Here is a 17,533-nt window from a genome sequence, read left to right as displayed (position 1 = left end):
CCGAAGTTAACGACCCCCTACCTTCGACTGCGGTGGAAGCTGCCGTTTTGATGGCTGCGCTGGAACCGCAATTGTCAGCCCGAGCTGGCAATGCTATCCGGTTCCAGAATTTACGAATTTCAAGGAGATCGGGATATGCGGCGCAAGCTGGCGGCTGGGAATTGGAAGATGAACGGAACCACAGCAGCGCTGAGCGAGTTGGACGCTCTGGCCCGCGCCTTTCCTTCGCCGACGATCGACATTCTGATCTGCCCGCCTGCAACGTTGCTGCACCGTGCCGCCGAAACTGTACGCGAGACCGGTGTCGCCACTGGAGGACAGGACTGTCACGCTGCGCCCTCGGGCGCGCATACGGGTGATATCAGCGCGGATATGCTAGTCGATGCCGGAGCCAATGCCGTCATTCTGGGCCATTCCGAACGTCGCGAAGATCACGGTGAACAGAACGAAACCGTCCGCGCCAAGGCCCGCGCAGCCATGGATGCCGGGTTGAAGGCGATCATTTGCGTCGGCGAAAGTCTGGAACAGCGTGAGGCCGCCAATACGCTGGATATCATCGGCGGCCAATTGTCGGGTTCGATCCCGGATCAGTCGACCGGTGAAAACCTGATCGTCGCTTATGAGCCGATCTGGGCCATCGGCACAGGTAAGGTGCCTACGCTGGAAGAAATCGGAGAGGTTCACGACTTTATCCGCAACCGTCTGGAGCGGTGCTTCGGCGAAGGAGTCGGGCGGTCCGTGCGCCTGTTGTATGGGGGTTCGGTCAAGCCCAACAATGCCGCCGATATCTTTGCCGTGTCGAATGTGGACGGCGCGCTTGTCGGTGGCGCCAGCCTGAAGGCGCAGGACTTCTCGGGCATTATTGATGCGCTGCAAAAGGCCTGAGCGGTAGCTCAGGCCAGTTTCATTGTCACCAGACCTGTCACGATCAGAACCGCCGCGATGATACGCGCGACATTTACTGTTTCGCCCAACAGCATGATTCCGACAAGAAACGCCCCTACTGCGCCGATGCCGGTCCAGATAACATAGGCCGTGCCCAAGGGCAGTGTACGCATCGCCATGGCCAGCAAACCGAACGAGCCAACCATGGACACCCCCATGATGGCGGTCGGCCAAAGCCGCGTGAAACCCGCGGATTGCTTCATGGCGACGGCCCACACGATTTCAAGCAGGCCAGCGAACAACAGATAAATCCAGGACATAAGGACACCTCGAAACTCTTCGGGTCGTCCCGAATGATCACCCTAATGGGGAGGTCGTCCTCTGCCACCGATGTGGGAAGGTTGGCCACAACTTCAAGTGGCTGGCAAAGAAAAAGGCCGGGCAGATTGCGCTGCCCGGCCTGAACGAAGGGTTCTTGTCGCTAGTTCGTTATGATTTCCGGCCCCATGAAGGTATTGGGCAGGAAGGTCGATATCCACGGGATATACGTCACCATGATCAGGAAGACGAACAGGACGGCCAGGAACGGCAGCGCCGCCTTCACCACACCCATCATCGGCATGCCCGCCACGCCGGATGTCACGAACAGGTTCAAACCGACTGGGGGCGTGATCATCCCGATCTCCATGTTCACCACCATGATGATGCCCAGATGGATTGGGTCGATGCCCAGCTCAATCGCAATCGGAAAGACCAGTGGTGCAACGATGACCAGCAGGCCCGAAGGCTCCATGAACTGACCGCCAATCAGCAGGATCACGTTTACCACGATCAGGAACGTCACCGGTCCCAGACCCGCCGACAACATGGCGCTGGCGATATGCTGTGGCACCTGTTCGTCCGTCAACACGTGCTTGAGGATCAGAGCGTTGGCAATGACGAACAGTAGCGTGACGGTCAGTTTACCAGCCTCGAACAACGTATGCTTGGTGTCAGGGTGGAAGAAGGCCGTGATAAGTGCATAGGGTTTCTTGATCAGCGGCAGGTTCGCCTGACCCTCTTCCGTGCTAAGTGGCCCCATATCCTTGTAGACAAAGCTAGCAATCAGGAACGCATAGACGGCAGCCACAGCAGCAGCTTCGGTTGGGGTAAAGATACCGCCATAGATCCCGCCAAGGATGATGACGATCAGGAACAGGCCCCAACCGGCTTCACGTGCCGAGGTAAAGACCTCGCCCCACCCTTTCCATTCACCTTTCGGCAGGTTCTTGACCTTAGCCATGACATAGATGGTGATCATCAGCATCAGACCGGCCATCAGGCCCGGAATAACACCGGCAAGGAACATACGCCCGACCGAGACTTCAACGGCCGCGGCATACACAACCATCACGATTGACGGTGGGATCAGAATGCCCAGCGTACCCGCGTTACAGATCACGCCGGCGGCAAATTCCTTGGAATAACCCACTTGGCGCATCCCTGCGATCACAATCGAGCCGATGGCCACAACAGTCGCCGGAGATGACCCCGACAGCGCCGCGAACAACATACAGGCAAACACGCCCGCGATTGCAAGACCGCCCGGCAAATGGCCCACACAGGCAATCGAAAACCGGATGATCCGCCGCGCTACACCGCCCGTCGTCATGAATGATGACGCGAGGATAAAGAACGGGATCGCCAGCAGTGTGAAATGCCCCTCAAACGCTTCGAACAAGGTGCCAGCCACCGAAGCCAGCGAACTGTCGGAATACATCAGCAGGAACAGGGTCGAGCTTAGGCCCAGAGCCACCGCAATCGGAACCCCGATCAGCAGCAGGCCGATGACCATCGAGAAAAGAAATACTACGTCCATCAGTCATGCTCTCCTTGCTGAGCGCGCACTTCTTCGATCTCGTCATCAACCTCATGGCTGGCGACAATGCGATCGGCCTCGCCCCGCCAGATCTGAATGGCGGCCTGCGTAAAGCGGATCACCAGCAGCAGCATCGACAACGGTAGGATGAAATACGGGACGACTTTAGGCAGTTTCTCGTAGGCCTCGTCGTAGTTGATCATCGCTTCCAGGAATCGCAGCGGCGCGACCATGGGGATATCGTCGACCTCGTAGAAACTCTGACTGCGGGCGTCGAAATTGAAACCTGTCGGGAACCAACGGCCCGACGTGGGCGGCAGATCAGCGAATACAGCCCAATAGTCATACGCGCCTTTGAGCATCAGCAGCGAAAACACCAGACAGCACCCCACCGCAACTAACGCCAGAACGCGACGTGGCGCCGGGGCCAGCATATTCAGGATGGCATCCACACCAAGATGCGCGTGCTTTTTCACCGCATATGACGCCCCCAGCAGCACCAGCCAGCCAAAGGTGAACACCGTCAGCTCAAGCGCCCACAGAATGTTGGAATTAAACACGAACCGCGCGATCACATTGGCAAAGGTCACGGCCGTCATCAGGCCCAGCAACAACGCGATCAGGGTTTCTTCGATATGGTCGACCAGCCCGCCTTGGCCGGATTTCGCACCAGACATCTCTTTAGTCCCCGCAAATTTTTTGTGATGAGAGTGATAGCGGGCGGGCCTGTTATGTCGGCCCGCCCGGCCTGCGCGTCAGCAACTCCCCAGCCCCCTGACGCGCGGCCTCAACCGGGATCAGAACCCGGCGTTGATTGCCTGAGCAGCGTCGATCTTGTCCTGACCCACGTCGTCGGCGAACTTGTCCCAAACCGGTTTCATCGCATCGACCCAGGCCTGACGCTGTTCGGGGTTCAGATCACGAATGATTCCACCCGCGTCGGTGATCGAGGCTTTGGCCGCTTCGTTCACAGAAAAGGCTTCTTTGTTCCGGGTCTCGGTAACCTCTGCCAGAATGGTCAGAAACTGTTCACGCACTTCTGGATCAAGGCTGTCCAGCCAATCCACCGAGGTTACGACCAGATAGTCGATAATGCCGTGGTTGGTCTCGGTGATGCCGTCCTGCACCTCAAAGAACTTCTTGCCATAGATGTTCGACCAGGTGTTTTCCTGCCCGTCCACAACGCCCTGTTGCAGCGCGCCGTACACTTCCGAGAAGGCCATTTTCTGCGGGCTGCCGCCGATGGCCTCCATCTGTGCAACCAGCACGTCCGAAGACTGTACGCGGAACTTCAGGCCATCCGCATCCGACGGATCAACCAGCGGCTTGTTGGCCGACATCTGCTTCATGCCATTGTGCCAGAACGCCAGACCTTGCAGGCCACGGCGCTGCATGCTGTCTTTCATTGCCTGACCTTCCGCCGAGGCCTGGAATGCATCCACAGCGTCGATGTTCTTGAACATGAACGGCAGGTCAAACAGGCGGAACTGCTTAGTGAACTTCTCGAATTTCGACAGCGACGGTGCAGCCAATTGCACGTCGCCCTGCAGCATCGCCTCAAGCACCTTGTCGTCGTTATAAAGTGTTGAGTTCGGATAGACCTCAACGCACATCACGCCGTTCATCTCATCATTCACGCGCTGTTCCAGCAGCGATGCCGCGATGCCTTTGGGGTGCTTATCAGTGTTCGTCACATGCGCAAACTTCACAACGATTTCACCGTCGTCGCAAGCCGCCATGCCAGTCGTCGCAATTGCGGACAGTGCAATCGCCGTTGCAGCGGTTGTCAGAAATTTCATCAGCCTTTTCCTCCCGGACTTCCTAGATACTCCAATTGGCGCTTGATCAGCGCCGGATGCCGGGAAGTGAACTGAATCAGCAGGTACGGCTCAACGATTTGTTACAATGCGCCACATTCGAATTTTTTCCCTTTTAAATTAGTCTGTTAAATGGTGAACTTTCGATTAACCTATAACGCAACATGACCCGCTGTGTGAAAATCCGCACACGCTTGACGATCGTTGTGCGGATTCTCGCACTTCTCTCGAATCACTTCGAAAGAATCAGGTCTCTCTTGGCTTGATCCAACCGCAGCCCGCACCAGCGGGCTGCCCTGCCCAACGCCTTTAACCGCATGATAATGCGGTCAAAGGGGGCGGGAGAACCTGCGACTACCTGCGGTAATCCTCTGGGCGAATCTGATATCTGGCCAGTTTGTCATAGAAGGTTTTGCGCGGCAGCTTCAGCGCCTTTGCCGCCTCTGATGCCTTGCCGTTGTGCCGCCCCAGCGCTGCAATCAGCAATGACCTCTCAACCCGCGCCATCTGTTCGCTCAGCCCCAAGTCGACGGCTTGTGAAACCTCTTCGGGCATCCCCAGAACAAATCGCATCGCCGCAGACATCAAGGATCGCGCGTTCCCTGGCCATTCTCTGACCATGAGCGTGGCGAGGTGATCCGATGTTATCTCGGGTTCCGCAATGCCCGACTGTTCGGCGGCCTGAGCCACATAGTGGCGAAAGATCACCGGTATATCCTCAGGCCGTTCCGCCAAAGACGGAATGCGCACGCGCATCACATCCAAGCGATAGAACAGGTCCGCATGAAACCGCCCCTTAGCAGACAGTGCGGCCAAATCAGCCGTTGTGCCCGCCAAAATACGCGCGCCCACGCCCTGCTCAACCAACTCCAGCGCGGCATACTGAGTGGCCTCTGGCATAGCTGAAATCTCATCCAAAAACAGTGATCCCCCCGCGGCATCTTCGCAAACCTGGACCAGCGCCTCAGGCGTCAGACCCGAGGACGGCTGTTTCACGAACGAGCCATGAACCTGCGGCGACATCAGATGAACGACCTCGGCCACTTTCGAAATCCCGCTGCCTGCGGGCCCGGTAACCAATACTTCGGCCCCGGTGGGGGCGACGGTCCGAACACGTTCTCTCAACGCTTCGGCCTGTGCGGATAGACCGAACAGCAATCGCGCGGCCGGATCTCCGCGCATCAGTTCGTTCTTCAAGGCTCGCCGTTCCAGAACCTGAGCGCGAGCAGCAAAAGCCTTATTCAACACCTCAAGCAGGTCCGCAGCCGCACAGGGTTTTTCCAGAAAATCGAAAGCGCCCTGTCCCATGGCCCGCACAGCCATGGGAATATCCCCTTCGCCTGTCAACAGAACAACCGGCAGTTCCGGGTCGACCTCATTCGCGTAGTTCAAAAGGTGAAACCCGTCCCGCCCCGGCATGCGGATATCCGACACGATCACACCCGGAAAATCATCACGAATGTGGTCCTTGGCCGCCACAAACGACCCCGCCGTGACCGGATGGTATTCTGCTAATTCCAACGTCTGCGCCAATGCCTCGCGAACGGCGGCGTCATCATCGACCAATAGAACCTTGCGCGTCATGCCACTTTATCTTCCCGGTAATATTCAAGCTCGACCGTAAACATCGCACCTGTTCCGGCGTTGGACCCCCGAATGTTACCGCCAAAACTCTGTACCAGACCATACGAGATCGAAAGGCCAAGACCCATCCCTTCAGACGAACCAACAGCCTTTGTCGTGTAGAACGGCTCGAACAGTTTTTCCGTGTTTTCAATGCCCGGCCCGATATCTCGCACTGTAACAGTCAGCTTCTTTCCGTTGTTGATTGCAATTCGAATAAGCCGATCATCCTGCTGGCTCATCGCGTCTGCGGCGTTGTTGATCAGGTTTACAAAGACCTGAACCAGCCGCACTTCCCCGCCCCACGCATATACCGGCGTTTCCGGCGGATGCCATTCCATCGTGACGCTCTCGGCACGCAGGCGCGCTTCGGTCAGCTCCACAGCCGTGTCAATCACCTGCACCAGATCGACCTTGCCCATTGGCTCACTTTCATTGCGGGCAAAAGCGCGTAGGTTTTTGATGATCCGCGCCATCCGGGCGGCCATATCAGAAATGCGTGTCAGGTTTTCGCCAGCCTTTTCTGCGCGGCCTCGCGACAGGAACGCAGCCCCATTGTCAGCAAATTGCCGGATTGCCATCAGAGGCTGATTCAATTCATGACTGATGCCCGCCGACATCTGACCCAGGGCGCTCAGTTTGCCGGCCTGAATAAGTTCCTCCTGCGCGTGTTTCAACGCGGCCTCAGCCTCTTGCCGCTCGTGAACCTCGCGGCGCAAAGCAGTGTTGACCGCCGTCAGAGCATGGGTGCGCTCGGCGACGCGAATCTCAAGTTCCGAATTGGCCTCGGCCAGGGTACGCCTGCGCTCGGTCGCCAGGAACAGCAGGGCGCCAAAGGCCAGGCAGATCGCCGCAACGGTAGCCGCCTGCAATCCGGCCAGTCGCCGTGCGGGCGCCACATTCATGACCACTTCGCCCGTCATACCGATCACCGGCAAATCCCGACTGAGATGTAAGGCGCGCTGCGGCAGGTATGGCCCCCACCCCAGCTGCCATAACTCGAACGAACCAAGGCGGGTTTCGGAAAACACCACCTTTTCGCCGCTCGGAGGGATCAATCCCAATTGCCCCTCGGTGCGTTGCCAAAATAACAGTTCGGATCGGTTGGAAATGAATACCAAGCCGGTGCGATCAACAAAATATACGGCTTCGGTGCTACCGCGCCAGGTCTGCTCGATACCCTCGACATCGGCGATGACGATCAAAGCGCCTAAGACTTTACCATTGGGTGCAAAGTCCGGCGCAGCGTAGGTGAAAATCCGGCTTCCCATCTTGGGCAGGACGCCGTGGGAACTACCTAATGCGCCTTGCATCGCACGTTCGAACGCAGGTTGACCCGAAACATTGCCGCCTACAACGTCATGCGCTGCCGCCAATACGCGCCCCGAAGCATCAGCATACAAAACATCGACAGCCGCAGTTTTGTCAGCAACCTCCAGCAACAAGGCACGGGCAACAGCCAAATCCACAGGATTGTTCAGGTTGCGCAATTCAGGGTGCCCTGACATTAGAACGGCGAGCTCCTGATACACCTGCAACTGAGTACTGAGCCGATCTGCAGCCAATTCCAGATCCGCTTCGGCCTTTTCACTCAGCTGCGACAGCGCCTGCCGATACCCATAAGACCACACCCCGGCGGACAACAGCCCGACGGCACACAGAAAACCCAAGATCAACCAAACCCTTTGCATGACTTAGGGTCTTGCATTCGACGGACCACATGGCAAGTCTGCCGAGTATGAAGACGGTGTTCCAATCCCCGGTCGAACCGGATTTTTTTCAAAACCCCTATCCGTTCTATGACGCCGTCCGTGCGCATGGGGACCTTGTATATTGGGAGGATTACCAGAAGGTCGCAGCAGTTTCGCACCGGGCTGTACAGGCCTTCCTGAAAGATCGCCGCTTTGGTCGGGAGGTTCCCACCGAACTGCAACGCCCTGGGCCCGACCACTTGGCACCCTGGTTGATGACCGAGGCGCATTCCCTGCTTGAGGCTGAACCACCCCGCCACACGCGGCTGCGCGTACTGGTCATGCGCGCCTTTACGTCGCGTGCGATTGTCGCGTTGGAACCTTCCATCCAAGACCTCAGCCACAGCTTGATCGACCAATTCCCCGGCACGCCTTTCAACCTGCTGGACGCGTTTTGCACGCAGGTTCCCGTGATCACCATCTGCCGTCTTCTGGGTGTACCCGAAGAAATGTCGCCGGATCTGTTGCGATGGTCGCATGCCATGGTGGCAATGTATCAGGCCAGCCGGACACGCCAGACCGAGGACAAAGCCGCAGACGCCGCCCGTGATTTTACACTTTTCCTCACTGACTATATCGAACAGCGCCGGACCGATCCCCAGGACGATCTGATCACCCGCTTGATCGCGGCCGAGGAAGAGGGTGAAAAGCTTTCGCACGATGAACTGGTCGCCACCTGCATATTGCTGCTGAATGCGGGGCATGAGGCGACGGTTCATTCATTGGGCAACGGTGTGAAAACGGTTCTGCAACTAGGATTTGATCCCCGAACTTGTGATCCGGACAGGTTGGTCGAGGAAATCCTGCGTTACGATCCGCCCCTTCATATGTTCACGCGCTATGCCTATGAAGATGTTGAGATTTTCGGCCACGACTTCAAACGTGGAGAAGAGGTTGCCCTGCTACTGGGTGCCGCAAACCGTGACCCTTTGATCTGGAGCGATCCGGGGCGCTTTGACCCCTCGCGCCCGATTGTCACCAATACCAGTTTCGGTGGCGGTTTGCATTTCTGCGTCGGTGCCCCGCTGGCCCGGTTAGAGATGCGAATTGCGTTACAAGCGTTGTTCGACCGATGCCCAGAGCTGCGCTTGGTCGACGAACCGGGTTATTCGAATACCTATCATTTCCACGGGCTGACCCGGTTGATGGTTCAGCTCTAAGCGGCTTTAGCTTTCGATCAGCGCATTCAGCGGCAGCATTGTGGTGGATTTGATCTCTTCCATCGACAGCAAGGCGGTCACGTTATGCACGCGCACCTCGGAAATTAGGGTCTGATAGAAGACGTCATAGGCCCGCGCGTTTTTGACCCGCACCTTCAGGATATAATCAATGTCACCGGCCAGTCGGTGTGCTTCTTGCACTTCGGGCCGGTCACGCAGGGCCTTGAGGAACTTGCGCTGCCATTCTGCCTCATGTTCAGAGGTTCGGATAAGAACGAAGAATGTGGCCTCAAACCCCAGCGCTTCGGCGTCCAGCAAAACGGTCTGCTGACCGATGACTCCGGCCCCTTTCAGCTTGCGGATTCGATTCCAGACGGGGGTCTTGGAGCTGCCGACACGGGCGGCTATTTCATCCAGCGATTGGCTGGCATCGCGCTGTAGCTCGGCCAAAATTTTCCGATCCGTGTCATCTATCCGCACCGACATTCCAATTTTCCCTTTGTTTCGAAACCAGCGTCCCAATTGGCGATGCCAGAAGAACATTTGTCCTTATTTGGTCGCCCATATGGCGCATTACCGGGAATATTTCCTATATTGCAGGTCAAGTCAAACCAAGCGGAACAGAACATGCAGTTTACGCATTCATATGATGGCACAGGGCACGTCGACTTTGTCGGCGCAGGTCCGGGCGATCCGGAATTGCTGACGCTCAAAGCGCTGAAAGTCTTCGCGCGCGCTGACGTCGTACTGCATGACCGCCTGATCAGCGCCGAGGTTCTGGAACTGGCTGGAAAGACCGCTGTTCTGGTCGATGTCGGCAAGGCAGGGTTTGGTCCGTCATGGAAGCAGGAAGACATTGATGCCCTGCTTGTGGACTATGCACTGAAAGGTCAGCGCGTGGTACGTTTGAAGTCTGGCGATCCGACCGTTTTCGGGCGCCTGGATGAAGAGATCGAAGCGGTTGAGGCCGCAGGCATCACCTGGCAAATCGTGCCTGGCATCACTGCTGCGTCGGCAGCCGTCGCCGGGATTGGTCAAAGCCTGACCCGCCGTGGCCGCAACTCGTCCGTGCGCATCCTGACCGGCCATGACATGAAAGGATTTGCCGATCACGACTGGACCGCGCTGGCACGTGCTGGTTCCGTTGCGGCGATCTATATGGGTAAGAAATCCGCCCGCTTCATTCAGGGCCGCCTGATCATGCATGGTGCCGACCGAGACACGCCGGTGACGCTGGTCGAAAATGCCTCGCGCCCCGATCAACGCATTCTGGCCACCAATCTGGACCAACTGCCCAATGACCTGGCCGCCGCTGAAATGGACGGCCCCGCCCTGACCTTTTATGGCCTCGCCCCGCGCCAAGCGGCCCAGGCCCTGACCGAATTCAAGAAGGAGCACGCCTGATGGCCCGCGCTTTTACCCCCAAAGTAGTGACCGCCAACGATCTGTTGGAAGGTGACGTTATTTACCTGACCGAGGACGACCGCTGGTCGCGTGATCTGCGCGAAGCGGAACTGATCACAGACGAAGCACATGCGCAGGTTCGCTTGCTGGATGCCCAACGCCAGGCCAACAAGATTGTCGGTGCCTATCTGGCGGATGCCGTCGCTGGCGCAACCGGCCCCGAACCCACCCATTTCCGCGAGGATTTCCGCCGTACCGGCCCGTCAAACTATGCCCACGGCAAGCAGGAAACAGCAACGCAGCCCCGGGCCTGACCTCTGGCCTAATCTCTCCCCTTCAAGGCCCCTTGGTATCGGGGCTGCAACTAAGGACAGCTAGACATGTATCGCTACTCCGAATTTGACCACGATTTTCTGGCAGAGCGTAACGCACAGTTCCGCGCCCAGGTCGAGCGCCGCATTGACGGTTCGCTGACCGAAGATGAATTCAAGCCCTTGCGCCTGATGAACGGCCTGTATTTGCAGTTGCACGCCTATATGCTGCGCGTGGCGATTCCTTACGGCACGCTGTCCAGTGCGCAAATGCGCCAGCTGGCTCTGCTGGCCGAGAAATGGGACAAGGGCTATGGCCATTTCACCACCCGCCAGAACATTCAGTACAACTGGCCGAAACTGAACGACGTTCCGGATATGCTGGACGCGCTGGCCGAGGTTGGCATGCATGCCATCCAGACCTCGGGCAACACCATCCGCAACGTGACAGCCGACCATTTTGCCGGCGCCGCGGCTGGTGAGGTCGCCGATCCACGCCCCTATGCCGAACTTCTGCGCCAGTGGTCCACCGACCACCCGGAATTCCAGTTCATGCCGCGTAAGTTCAAGATTGCCATCACCGGCTCGGAAGAGGACCGCGCCGTGATCAAGGCGCATGACATTGGCCTGCAACTGATCGAGCGTGACGGCGTTCTGGGTGCTCGCGTTATCGTGGGTGGTGGTCTGGGCCGCACGCCGATGATTGGCAAGGAACTGTCCGAATTCGTCGCCTTTGACGACCTGTTGGCGTATCTCGAAGCCACCGTTTCTGTGTGGAACCAGATCGGTCGCCGCGACAACAAGTACAAGGCGCGCATCAAGATCACCGTGCATGAACACGGCATTGACGCAATTCGCGCGAAGGTTAACGAGCGCTTCCTGCAGGTTCGCTCGCAGTTCAAAGGGGCCGATATGGCCCTGCTGGAGGAAATCAAGAGCCACTTCGCCCCGCCTGCCTTCCGTGAAGGTTCGGTTGCGTCGTTTGAAAGCGCCTATACCAACGATCCGGTCTTCCGCTCGTGGGTCGACACCAACATCGCGCCGCACAAGAACGCGGATCATGCGATTGTTACGATCTCCATCAAAAAACACGGCGCGACACCGGGTGACGCGACTGCCGAGCAGATGCGCGTGATGGCCGATCTGGCCGAAGAGTTTGCCTATGACGAGCTGCGCATCAGCCATGAGCAGAACGTGATCCTGCCGCACGTCCACAAGTCGGACCTGCCCGCGATCCACGCGAAGCTGAAAGAGTACGAGCTGGCGACCGCCAACATCGGCCTGATCAGCGACATCATCGCCTGCCCTGGCATGGACTATTGCGCCCTGGCGACAGCGCGCTCAATCCCTGTTGCCCAGGAAATCGCGACTCGCTTTGATGACCTCAAGCTTGAGCATGATATCGGCCACCTGAAGATCAAGATCTCGGGCTGCATCAACGCCTGTGGTCACCACCACGTTGGCCATATCGGTATTCTGGGTCTAGACCGTGCAGGCGTCGAAAACTACCAGATCACTCTGGGTGGTGACGGCACCGAGAACGCGGCCATCGGCGATCGCACGGGTCCCGGCTTTGCCTATGACGAAATCGTGCCTGCCGTGGAACGCATCGTTGACACGTATCTTGAGCAACGCGAAAGCGCAGAGGAAGAATTCCTGCAAACCTATCGCCGGGTAGGCATGGCACCATTCAAGGCTGCCCTCTACCCCGAGGCGCAGGCCAATGCCGCTTGACCTAATCCAGACGGAACTGGGTAAAGATCGTGCTGAACTGACCGAACAGGTCGAAGCACTGAACACCCAGTTCCGCCATCACAGCGCTCATGATGTGATGCACGGCGCGATTGAAGAGATCGACGAGCTTGCTCTGGTCTCAAGCTTTGGGGCTGAATCGGTTGTGCTGCTGCATATGGCGGCTGTGGTGAACAAGGCCACACCGGTTTTGTTTGTGGATACGCAAATGCTGTTTACCGAAACGCTGGAATACCAGCAGGAGGTGAGCGAGCGTTTGGGCCTGTCGAATGTCCGCATCATTCGGGCCGAGGACGAAGACCTTGAGCGTGACGACCCATACGGTGCTTTGCGGCTGAACGACATGGATGCGTGCTGCAACCTGCGCAAGACCTTCCCGCTGCAAAAGGCACTAGCGGGATTCGACGGCTGGATTACCGGGCGCAAACGGTTCCAGTCCGGCTCGCGGGCCGCTCTGGATTTCTTTGAGGTCGAGGACGGAACCGGTCGGATCAAGGTCAACCCGCTGGCCCATTGGGCGCCCGAAGATGTGCGCGCCTATATGGAAGAGAACAACCTGCCCCGGCATCCGCTGGTGGCCAAAGGATACCCTTCGATCGGTTGTGCGCCCTGCACCTCGCCGGTCAAAGAGGGCGAAGATCCCCGCGCCGGACGTTGGCGCGATCAGAACAAGGAAGAATGCGGCATCCATTTTGTCGATGGTAAGATGGTGCGCGCAGGAGAGAAAACATGAACGTAATCGTAACGGATACGGGGTTCGCCCCCGATGACTGGACCGATGGCTTTGTCACACTGGAAGATGCGGCCAATGATGTGGTCGCACTTGACGTGGCCTCGGATACGGACCCGGATGAGTTGTTTGACCGCCTAGGCAACGCCAAAATGGTGCGTGTGGATTTTCCATCCTCGGCCGATGGTCGCGGCTTCACCATTGCGCGTGTCCTGCGCCTGAAAGGTTACACCGGTCGCCTGCGTGCAAAGGGTCATGTGCTGGCCGACCAATACGCGATGGCCCGCCGCAGTGGCTTTGACGAGGTTGAAATCGATCACGCGCTTGCCAATCGTCAGACCGAAGATCAGTGGCTGGCCCGCGCTAACTGGAAAGATCACCACTATCAGGACCGCCTGCGCGGCTGAGATCGCAATCGCCAGCTTGTGACTAAAGGGGGCAAACTGTCCCCTTTTCCTGCCTTGAAACAACGTTTAAACGGAGATGCCGGTCACGCTGACCGACAGTGAAACCATGACAGAGATGAAGCCCGTGACCGAAGCAACCGCCGTGAAGGCCCCCGTTCTGCCGGACGCCCAGACCGTAACCGACGTCAAACACTGGACCGACAGCCTGTTCTCGTTCAAGGTGTCGCGCCCTGCCTCGCTGCGGTTCCGCTCGGGTGAGTTCGTTATGATCGGCCTGTTGGGCGACAACGGCAAGCCGCTGTTGCGCGCATATTCCATCGCCTCGCCATCTTGGGACGAAGAGTTGGAGTTCTACTCGATCAAGGTGCAGGACGGCCCGCTGACTTCGAAACTGCAGCACATCAAACCGGGTGACCAGATCATCCTGCGGCCCAAGCCCGTTGGCACGCTGGTCCATGACGCCCTGCTGCCCGGCAAACGCCTGTGGTTCTTCGCCACCGGCACCGGCTTTGCGCCATTCGCCTCGCTGCTGCGCGAGCCGCAGACCTATGAGGATTATGACGAGGTCATCATCACACACACCTGCCGCGAAGTGGCGGAACTGGAATACGGCCGTCAACTGATTGACAGCATCCGTCAGGACGAGATGCTGGCCGAATTGATGGGTGAAGGCTTTGCCGACAAGATTCGCTATTACCCCACCACGACCCGCGAAGAGAGCCCCAAGATGGGCCGCATCACCAACCTGCTGAAGGACGGGACCGTGTTTTCCGATCTGGGCATCGAAGGCGGCATCAACCCTGACACCGACCGTGCCATGGTCTGCGGTTCGCTGGCCTTCAACCTGGACATCAAGGCGATCCTGGAAGAGTTCGGCCTGCGCGAAGGCGCCAATTCCGAACCCAAGGAATTCGTGATCGAAAAGGCCTTTGTGGGCTGATCTTCTGTCGCGGGCCGCTGGAATTACCGTGGCTCGCGCATAAACCCGCTGCAAACCTGTGAATTTCAGCCATTTCCGCGCGGATGGCGCTTGAAACGGGCCGCGCAGCAGTCTAAATTTCGGGCTCGAAATTCTGCAATCATCAAAGGAATGAACCAATAGCTCGCAGACCTCACAACGCGCCGCCGCAGCGAGACACCGGCCCGCGCGTCAATGATAAGATCCGTGCCCCCGAAATTCGCCTGATTGGCGCCGAAGGTGAAAACGTCGGGGTGGTTCATCCCGCCAAAGCAATGCAAATGGCCGCCGATGTCGGACTTGATTTGGTTGAAATCTCGCCCAATGCGAACCCGCCTGTCTGCAAGATCATGGATTTCGGCAAGTTCAAGTACGAACAGCAGAAACGCGAAAGCGAAGCACGCAAAAAGCAAAAAATCATCGAGGTGAAAGAGGTCAAATTCCGACCCAACACCGATACGCATGATTATGATGTGAAAATGCGCAACGTGTTCAAGTTTCTTGAAAACGGCGACAAGGTCAAAGTCACCCTGCGTTTCCGTGGTCGTGAGATGGCGCACCAGAACCTGGGCCGTGAGTTGTTGGAACGCGTGGCCGAAGACGTCAAGGATCTGGGCAAGATCGAAAACATGCCCAAAATGGAAGGCCGTCAGATGATCATGATGATCGGGCCTCTGCCACAGAAATAAAGTTCTCACAGAATGAATGATTAATGCCCCCTTTTCATAAGGGGGCTTTTTTCATTTCAAGCGCGCTGTCCCATACCGCTAGATCACGGACGCAATAGCCTTGCTCAGCTTGCTGACCATCTCATCAATCTGTGCGTCTTCGATGATGAAGGGCGGTGCCAACAGGATGTGATCCCCCAGCTGCCCATCGCGTGTGCCAGACATGGGATAGCAGATCAGGCCTTCGGCCAGCGCGGCCTTTTTGATCTTGCCAGCCACCCCAAGCGCGGGGTCAAGCGGTGCCTTGGTGTCACGATCCGCCACCAGTTCAATGCCCCGGAACAATCCCCGACCCCGGATATCTCCGACATTCGGATGCTGGCCCAAAGCAGCCTCAAGTTTGGATTGGACCCTTTGACCCATGACCGCCACCCGAGCAGGCAGATCGCGTTGTGTCATTTCGCGGACAACTGCCAGGGCTGCCGCTGTCGCGACCGGATGGCCGATATAGGTGTGGCCGTGCTGAAAAAAACCAGACCCATTGCGGATCGCATCAAAAATCTGTGCGGTACACATCATCGCGCCGATGGGTTGGTATCCAGCGCCCAACCCTTTGGCGATGCATAGAATATCCGGGGCAACCCCATCGTGATCACAGGCAAACAGATGCCCGGTCCGACCCATGCCGCACATCACCTCATCCAGGATCAACAACACACCATACTGGTCGCAGATTTCGCGGATGCGTTTGAAATACCCTTCAACCGCTGGCACCGCGCCCAAGGTTGCGCCAACAACCGGCTCGGCCATGAACGCCATCACGGTATCAGGACCCAGCCGCAGGATCTCGGCTTCAAGCTCATTGGCCACGCGCTGACCGTAGTCAAAGCTGCTCTCGCCGTCGGGTTTCTCCGCGTATTCATAGCAGGGCGCGATATGAGTCATCTCGATCAGCATCGGTGCGAACTGCGCCCGTCGCCACGCGTTGCCTCCGGCTGACAAAGCCCCCAGAGTGTTCCCGTGATAGCTCTGCCGCCTGGCAATTACATGTCGCCGCTGAGGCTGGCCAATTTCCAAATAGTACTGCCGCGCCAGCTTGATCGCAGCCTCGGTCGCCTCGGATCCACCCGAAACGAAATACACCCGGTCCAAGTCACCCGGAGCATGCTCGACCAGCAAATCCGCCAACGCTTCGGCCGGTTCCGAGGTCATGAACCCGGTATGCGCAAAGGCGATCTGCTCGACCTGTTCCTGTACTGCCCCGATGACGGATGGGTTGGAATGCCCCAGACACGACACCGCAGCATCACCACAATCCAGATAGCGGCGGCCCTGCGCGTCAATCAGATAACACCCGTCCCCACCAGCCGCGACCGGCAGATCTGATTTTGTGTGACGCGGAAATACGTGACTCATTTGACTGCCCCTTCCAACTTGGCAACAAGCGCCGACACCGACGCGGCATTGTCTTTCCAAAGGGTTCCGCTCTCATCGGTCAGGCTGTTTTCAAACCCGACGCGAACGTCCCCGCCCTGCCCAGCAGCGTATGCCAGACAGGCATGTTCATGCGCGCCAAAGGCACACACCATCCATGGCGACGACCCTTTGGGAAATCTGTCCAGGTCCTGCGGGGTAGATTGCTGGCCGGCCGTATAGCGCCCCAGAACAAAAATACACTCCGCCTGATTTTCACGCACAATTTTGGCCTTTTGCCATTGCACCAGCAAGTCGGCATCGTCAGCATCGTACAGAATATGCTGCACCCGCGTCCCCTGCGCAGCACACAGGCCGTAAACCCGGTCGGCCGATTCAGGCGAGCGCGCAATCTCCCGTATGGAAATCGACGCCCAATCCGGGCACACCTGTTCCAGACACGCAAACTGGGCGACCACATCGAACACGCCCGCGGCCTCGGTCGTGATTTGCAGGTCCAGCCCGGGTACACTCTGACGCAGCGCGGCCATCGTTTCCCGGTATTGACCAGCGTCCAGAGAATGCTGCCCCTCCGCATCCCTGATATGCAGATGCAATCCGTTCGCGCCCGCCGCAAAACAGGCGCGTGCGGTCTGGATAATCTGATCAGTGGATACCGGCAATTCCGGGTGATCCGACGCCCCACGCCGCGCGCCATTTGGGGCGACAAGAACATAGGGCCGACCAACAGTTTGGATTTTTGATTGCGAGTCCGACATGCACATTCCTCGGCTAA

The 17,533-nt window shown here is 57.9% G+C and carries 18 protein-coding genes; 9 read left to right on the top strand and 9 right to left on the bottom strand.

What is annotated here, in order from left to right:
- Positions 1–135: 135 nt before the first annotated feature.
- Positions 136–885 carry a triose-phosphate isomerase gene (tpiA, locus tag GOX21_RS01940; RefSeq protein ID WP_170375136.1) on the top strand — a complete coding sequence of 250 codons (750 nt, stop codon included), beginning with the start codon at positions 136–138 and terminating at the stop codon, positions 883–885.
- Positions 886–893: 8 nt separating this feature from the next.
- Here the strand turns inward: tpiA and GOX21_RS01935 are convergent, their stop codons facing one another.
- The 6 genes from GOX21_RS01935 to GOX21_RS01910 all read right to left on the bottom strand — a co-directional run bounded on the left by GOX21_RS01935 (position 894) and on the right by GOX21_RS01910 (position 7,874).
- On the bottom strand, positions 894–1,205 hold the full coding sequence (locus tag GOX21_RS01935) for a DMT family transporter (RefSeq protein ID WP_170348560.1): 312 nt from the start codon (positions 1,203–1,205) through the stop codon (positions 894–896).
- A 161-nt stretch (positions 1,206–1,366) separates the two neighbouring features.
- Entirely contained in the window at positions 1,367–2,743 is a 1,377-nt protein-coding gene (locus GOX21_RS01930) for a TRAP transporter large permease (protein WP_058281421.1), read from the bottom strand.
- Positions 2,743–3,420, bottom strand: a complete 678-nt coding sequence (locus tag GOX21_RS01925; protein ID WP_170375134.1) for a TRAP transporter small permease — start codon at positions 3,418–3,420, stop codon at positions 2,743–2,745. The genes GOX21_RS01930 and GOX21_RS01925 overlap by 1 nt, the downstream gene beginning before the upstream one ends.
- 120 nt (positions 3,421–3,540) lie before the next feature.
- Positions 3,541–4,542: a DctP family TRAP transporter solute-binding subunit gene (locus GOX21_RS01920; protein ID WP_302476798.1), complete on the bottom strand. Its 1,002-nt coding sequence runs from the start codon at positions 4,540–4,542 to the stop codon at positions 3,541–3,543.
- Positions 4,543–4,914: 372 nt separating this feature from the next.
- The gene (locus tag GOX21_RS01915; RefSeq protein WP_170375131.1) at positions 4,915–6,144 is read right to left on the bottom strand and encodes a sigma-54-dependent transcriptional regulator; all 1,230 of its coding nucleotides are present in this window, start codon (positions 6,142–6,144) and stop codon (positions 4,915–4,917) included.
- Positions 6,141–7,874 (bottom strand): sensor histidine kinase, encoded by a 1,734-nt coding sequence (locus tag GOX21_RS01910; protein WP_170375129.1) that lies wholly within the window; start codon positions 7,872–7,874, stop codon positions 6,141–6,143. Before GOX21_RS01910 ends, GOX21_RS01915 begins: the two co-directional genes overlap by 4 nt.
- Positions 7,875–7,921: 47 nt before the next feature.
- Between GOX21_RS01910 and GOX21_RS01905 the strand changes: the two genes are divergently transcribed.
- Positions 7,922–9,094: a cytochrome P450 gene (locus GOX21_RS01905; protein WP_170376102.1), complete on the top strand. Its 1,173-nt coding sequence runs from the start codon at positions 7,922–7,924 to the stop codon at positions 9,092–9,094.
- A 6-nt stretch (positions 9,095–9,100) separates the two neighbouring features.
- Here GOX21_RS01905 and GOX21_RS01900 read toward each other — a convergent pair whose 3' ends face one another.
- Positions 9,101–9,580 carry an Lrp/AsnC family transcriptional regulator gene (locus tag GOX21_RS01900; RefSeq protein ID WP_170348555.1) on the bottom strand — a complete coding sequence of 160 codons (480 nt, stop codon included), beginning with the start codon at positions 9,578–9,580 and terminating at the stop codon, positions 9,101–9,103.
- Between the two features lie 141 nt (positions 9,581–9,721).
- Here GOX21_RS01900 and cobA point away from each other — a divergent pair, with 141 nt between their 5' ends.
- From cobA to infC, 7 genes are all read left to right on the top strand, one after another.
- Positions 9,722–10,498, top strand: coding sequence for a uroporphyrinogen-III C-methyltransferase (gene cobA, locus GOX21_RS01895; RefSeq protein WP_170375127.1), 777 nt, complete (start codon positions 9,722–9,724; stop codon positions 10,496–10,498).
- Entirely contained in the window at positions 10,498–10,812 is a 315-nt protein-coding gene (locus tag GOX21_RS01890) for a DUF2849 domain-containing protein (RefSeq protein ID WP_170348553.1), read from the top strand. Before cobA ends, GOX21_RS01890 begins: the two co-directional genes overlap by 1 nt.
- Positions 10,813–10,878: 66 nt before the next feature.
- Positions 10,879–12,543 (top strand): nitrite/sulfite reductase, encoded by a 1,665-nt coding sequence (locus GOX21_RS01885; RefSeq protein WP_170375124.1) that lies wholly within the window; start codon positions 10,879–10,881, stop codon positions 12,541–12,543.
- Positions 12,533–13,294, top strand: coding sequence for a phosphoadenylyl-sulfate reductase (locus tag GOX21_RS01880; RefSeq protein WP_170375122.1), 762 nt, complete (start codon positions 12,533–12,535; stop codon positions 13,292–13,294). The genes GOX21_RS01885 and GOX21_RS01880 overlap by 11 nt, the downstream gene beginning before the upstream one ends.
- Positions 13,291–13,698: a DUF934 domain-containing protein gene (locus tag GOX21_RS01875; RefSeq protein WP_170348550.1), complete on the top strand. Its 408-nt coding sequence runs from the start codon at positions 13,291–13,293 to the stop codon at positions 13,696–13,698. Before GOX21_RS01880 ends, GOX21_RS01875 begins: the two co-directional genes overlap by 4 nt.
- 106 nt (positions 13,699–13,804) lie before the next feature.
- Complete coding sequence (locus GOX21_RS01870; protein WP_170349391.1) at positions 13,805–14,638, top strand: ferredoxin--NADP reductase; 834 nt, start codon at positions 13,805–13,807, stop codon at positions 14,636–14,638.
- A 116-nt stretch (positions 14,639–14,754) separates the two neighbouring features.
- Positions 14,755–15,345, top strand: a complete 591-nt coding sequence (gene infC, locus GOX21_RS01865; protein WP_437436676.1) for a translation initiation factor IF-3 — start codon at positions 14,755–14,757, stop codon at positions 15,343–15,345.
- Positions 15,346–15,423: 78 nt separating this feature from the next.
- On the opposite strand, the gene GOX21_RS01860 is transcribed toward infC, so the two are convergent.
- Both GOX21_RS01860 and GOX21_RS01855 read right to left on the bottom strand, forming a co-directional pair.
- Positions 15,424–16,740 (bottom strand): aspartate aminotransferase family protein, encoded by a 1,317-nt coding sequence (locus GOX21_RS01860; protein WP_170375120.1) that lies wholly within the window; start codon positions 16,738–16,740, stop codon positions 15,424–15,426.
- Positions 16,737–17,516 (bottom strand): 3-keto-5-aminohexanoate cleavage protein, encoded by a 780-nt coding sequence (locus tag GOX21_RS01855; RefSeq protein ID WP_170375118.1) that lies wholly within the window; start codon positions 17,514–17,516, stop codon positions 16,737–16,739. Before GOX21_RS01855 ends, GOX21_RS01860 begins: the two co-directional genes overlap by 4 nt.
- Positions 17,517–17,533: the final 17 nt, after the last annotated feature.

The organism is Ruegeria atlantica, from assembly GCF_013032005.1.
GTDB lineage: Bacteria > Pseudomonadota > Alphaproteobacteria > Rhodobacterales > Rhodobacteraceae > Ruegeria > Ruegeria atlantica_A.
This window is presented reverse-complemented; position numbering and strand designations above follow the sequence as displayed.

Excerpts from the sequence above, each read along its gene's own strand:
- cobA (WP_170375127.1), top strand. The coding sequence starts at position 9,722 with ATGCAGTTTACGCATTCATATGATGGCACAGGGCACGTCGACTTTGTC.
- GOX21_RS01935 (WP_170348560.1), bottom strand. The coding sequence starts at position 1,205 with ATGTCCTGGATTTATCTGTTGTTCGCTGGCCTGCTTGAAATCGTGTGG.
- GOX21_RS01860 (WP_170375120.1), bottom strand. The coding sequence starts at position 16,740 with ATGAGTCACGTATTTCCGCGTCACACAAAATCAGATCTGCCGGTCGCG.
- GOX21_RS01885 (WP_170375124.1), top strand. The coding sequence starts at position 10,879 with ATGTATCGCTACTCCGAATTTGACCACGATTTTCTGGCAGAGCGTAAC.
- GOX21_RS01880 (WP_170375122.1), top strand. The coding sequence starts at position 12,533 with ATGCCGCTTGACCTAATCCAGACGGAACTGGGTAAAGATCGTGCTGAA.
- GOX21_RS01870 (WP_170349391.1), top strand. The coding sequence starts at position 13,805 with ATGACAGAGATGAAGCCCGTGACCGAAGCAACCGCCGTGAAGGCCCCC.
- GOX21_RS01875 (WP_170348550.1), top strand. The coding sequence starts at position 13,291 with ATGAACGTAATCGTAACGGATACGGGGTTCGCCCCCGATGACTGGACC.
- GOX21_RS01915 (WP_170375131.1), bottom strand. The coding sequence starts at position 6,144 with ATGACGCGCAAGGTTCTATTGGTCGATGATGACGCCGCCGTTCGCGAG.
- GOX21_RS01855 (WP_170375118.1), bottom strand. The coding sequence starts at position 17,516 with ATGTCGGACTCGCAATCAAAAATCCAAACTGTTGGTCGGCCCTATGTT.
- GOX21_RS01890 (WP_170348553.1), top strand. The coding sequence starts at position 10,498 with ATGGCCCGCGCTTTTACCCCCAAAGTAGTGACCGCCAACGATCTGTTG.
- tpiA (WP_170375136.1), top strand. The coding sequence starts at position 136 with ATGCGGCGCAAGCTGGCGGCTGGGAATTGGAAGATGAACGGAACCACA.
- GOX21_RS01910 (WP_170375129.1), bottom strand. The coding sequence starts at position 7,874 with ATGCAAAGGGTTTGGTTGATCTTGGGTTTTCTGTGTGCCGTCGGGCTG.
- GOX21_RS01930 (WP_058281421.1), bottom strand. The coding sequence starts at position 2,743 with ATGGACGTAGTATTTCTTTTCTCGATGGTCATCGGCCTGCTGCTGATC.
- GOX21_RS01920 (WP_302476798.1), bottom strand. The coding sequence starts at position 4,542 with ATGAAATTTCTGACAACCGCTGCAACGGCGATTGCACTGTCCGCAATT.
- GOX21_RS01905 (WP_170376102.1), top strand. The coding sequence starts at position 7,922 with ATGAAGACGGTGTTCCAATCCCCGGTCGAACCGGATTTTTTTCAAAAC.
- GOX21_RS01900 (WP_170348555.1), bottom strand. The coding sequence starts at position 9,580 with ATGTCGGTGCGGATAGATGACACGGATCGGAAAATTTTGGCCGAGCTA.
- GOX21_RS01925 (WP_170375134.1), bottom strand. The coding sequence starts at position 3,420 with ATGTCTGGTGCGAAATCCGGCCAAGGCGGGCTGGTCGACCATATCGAA.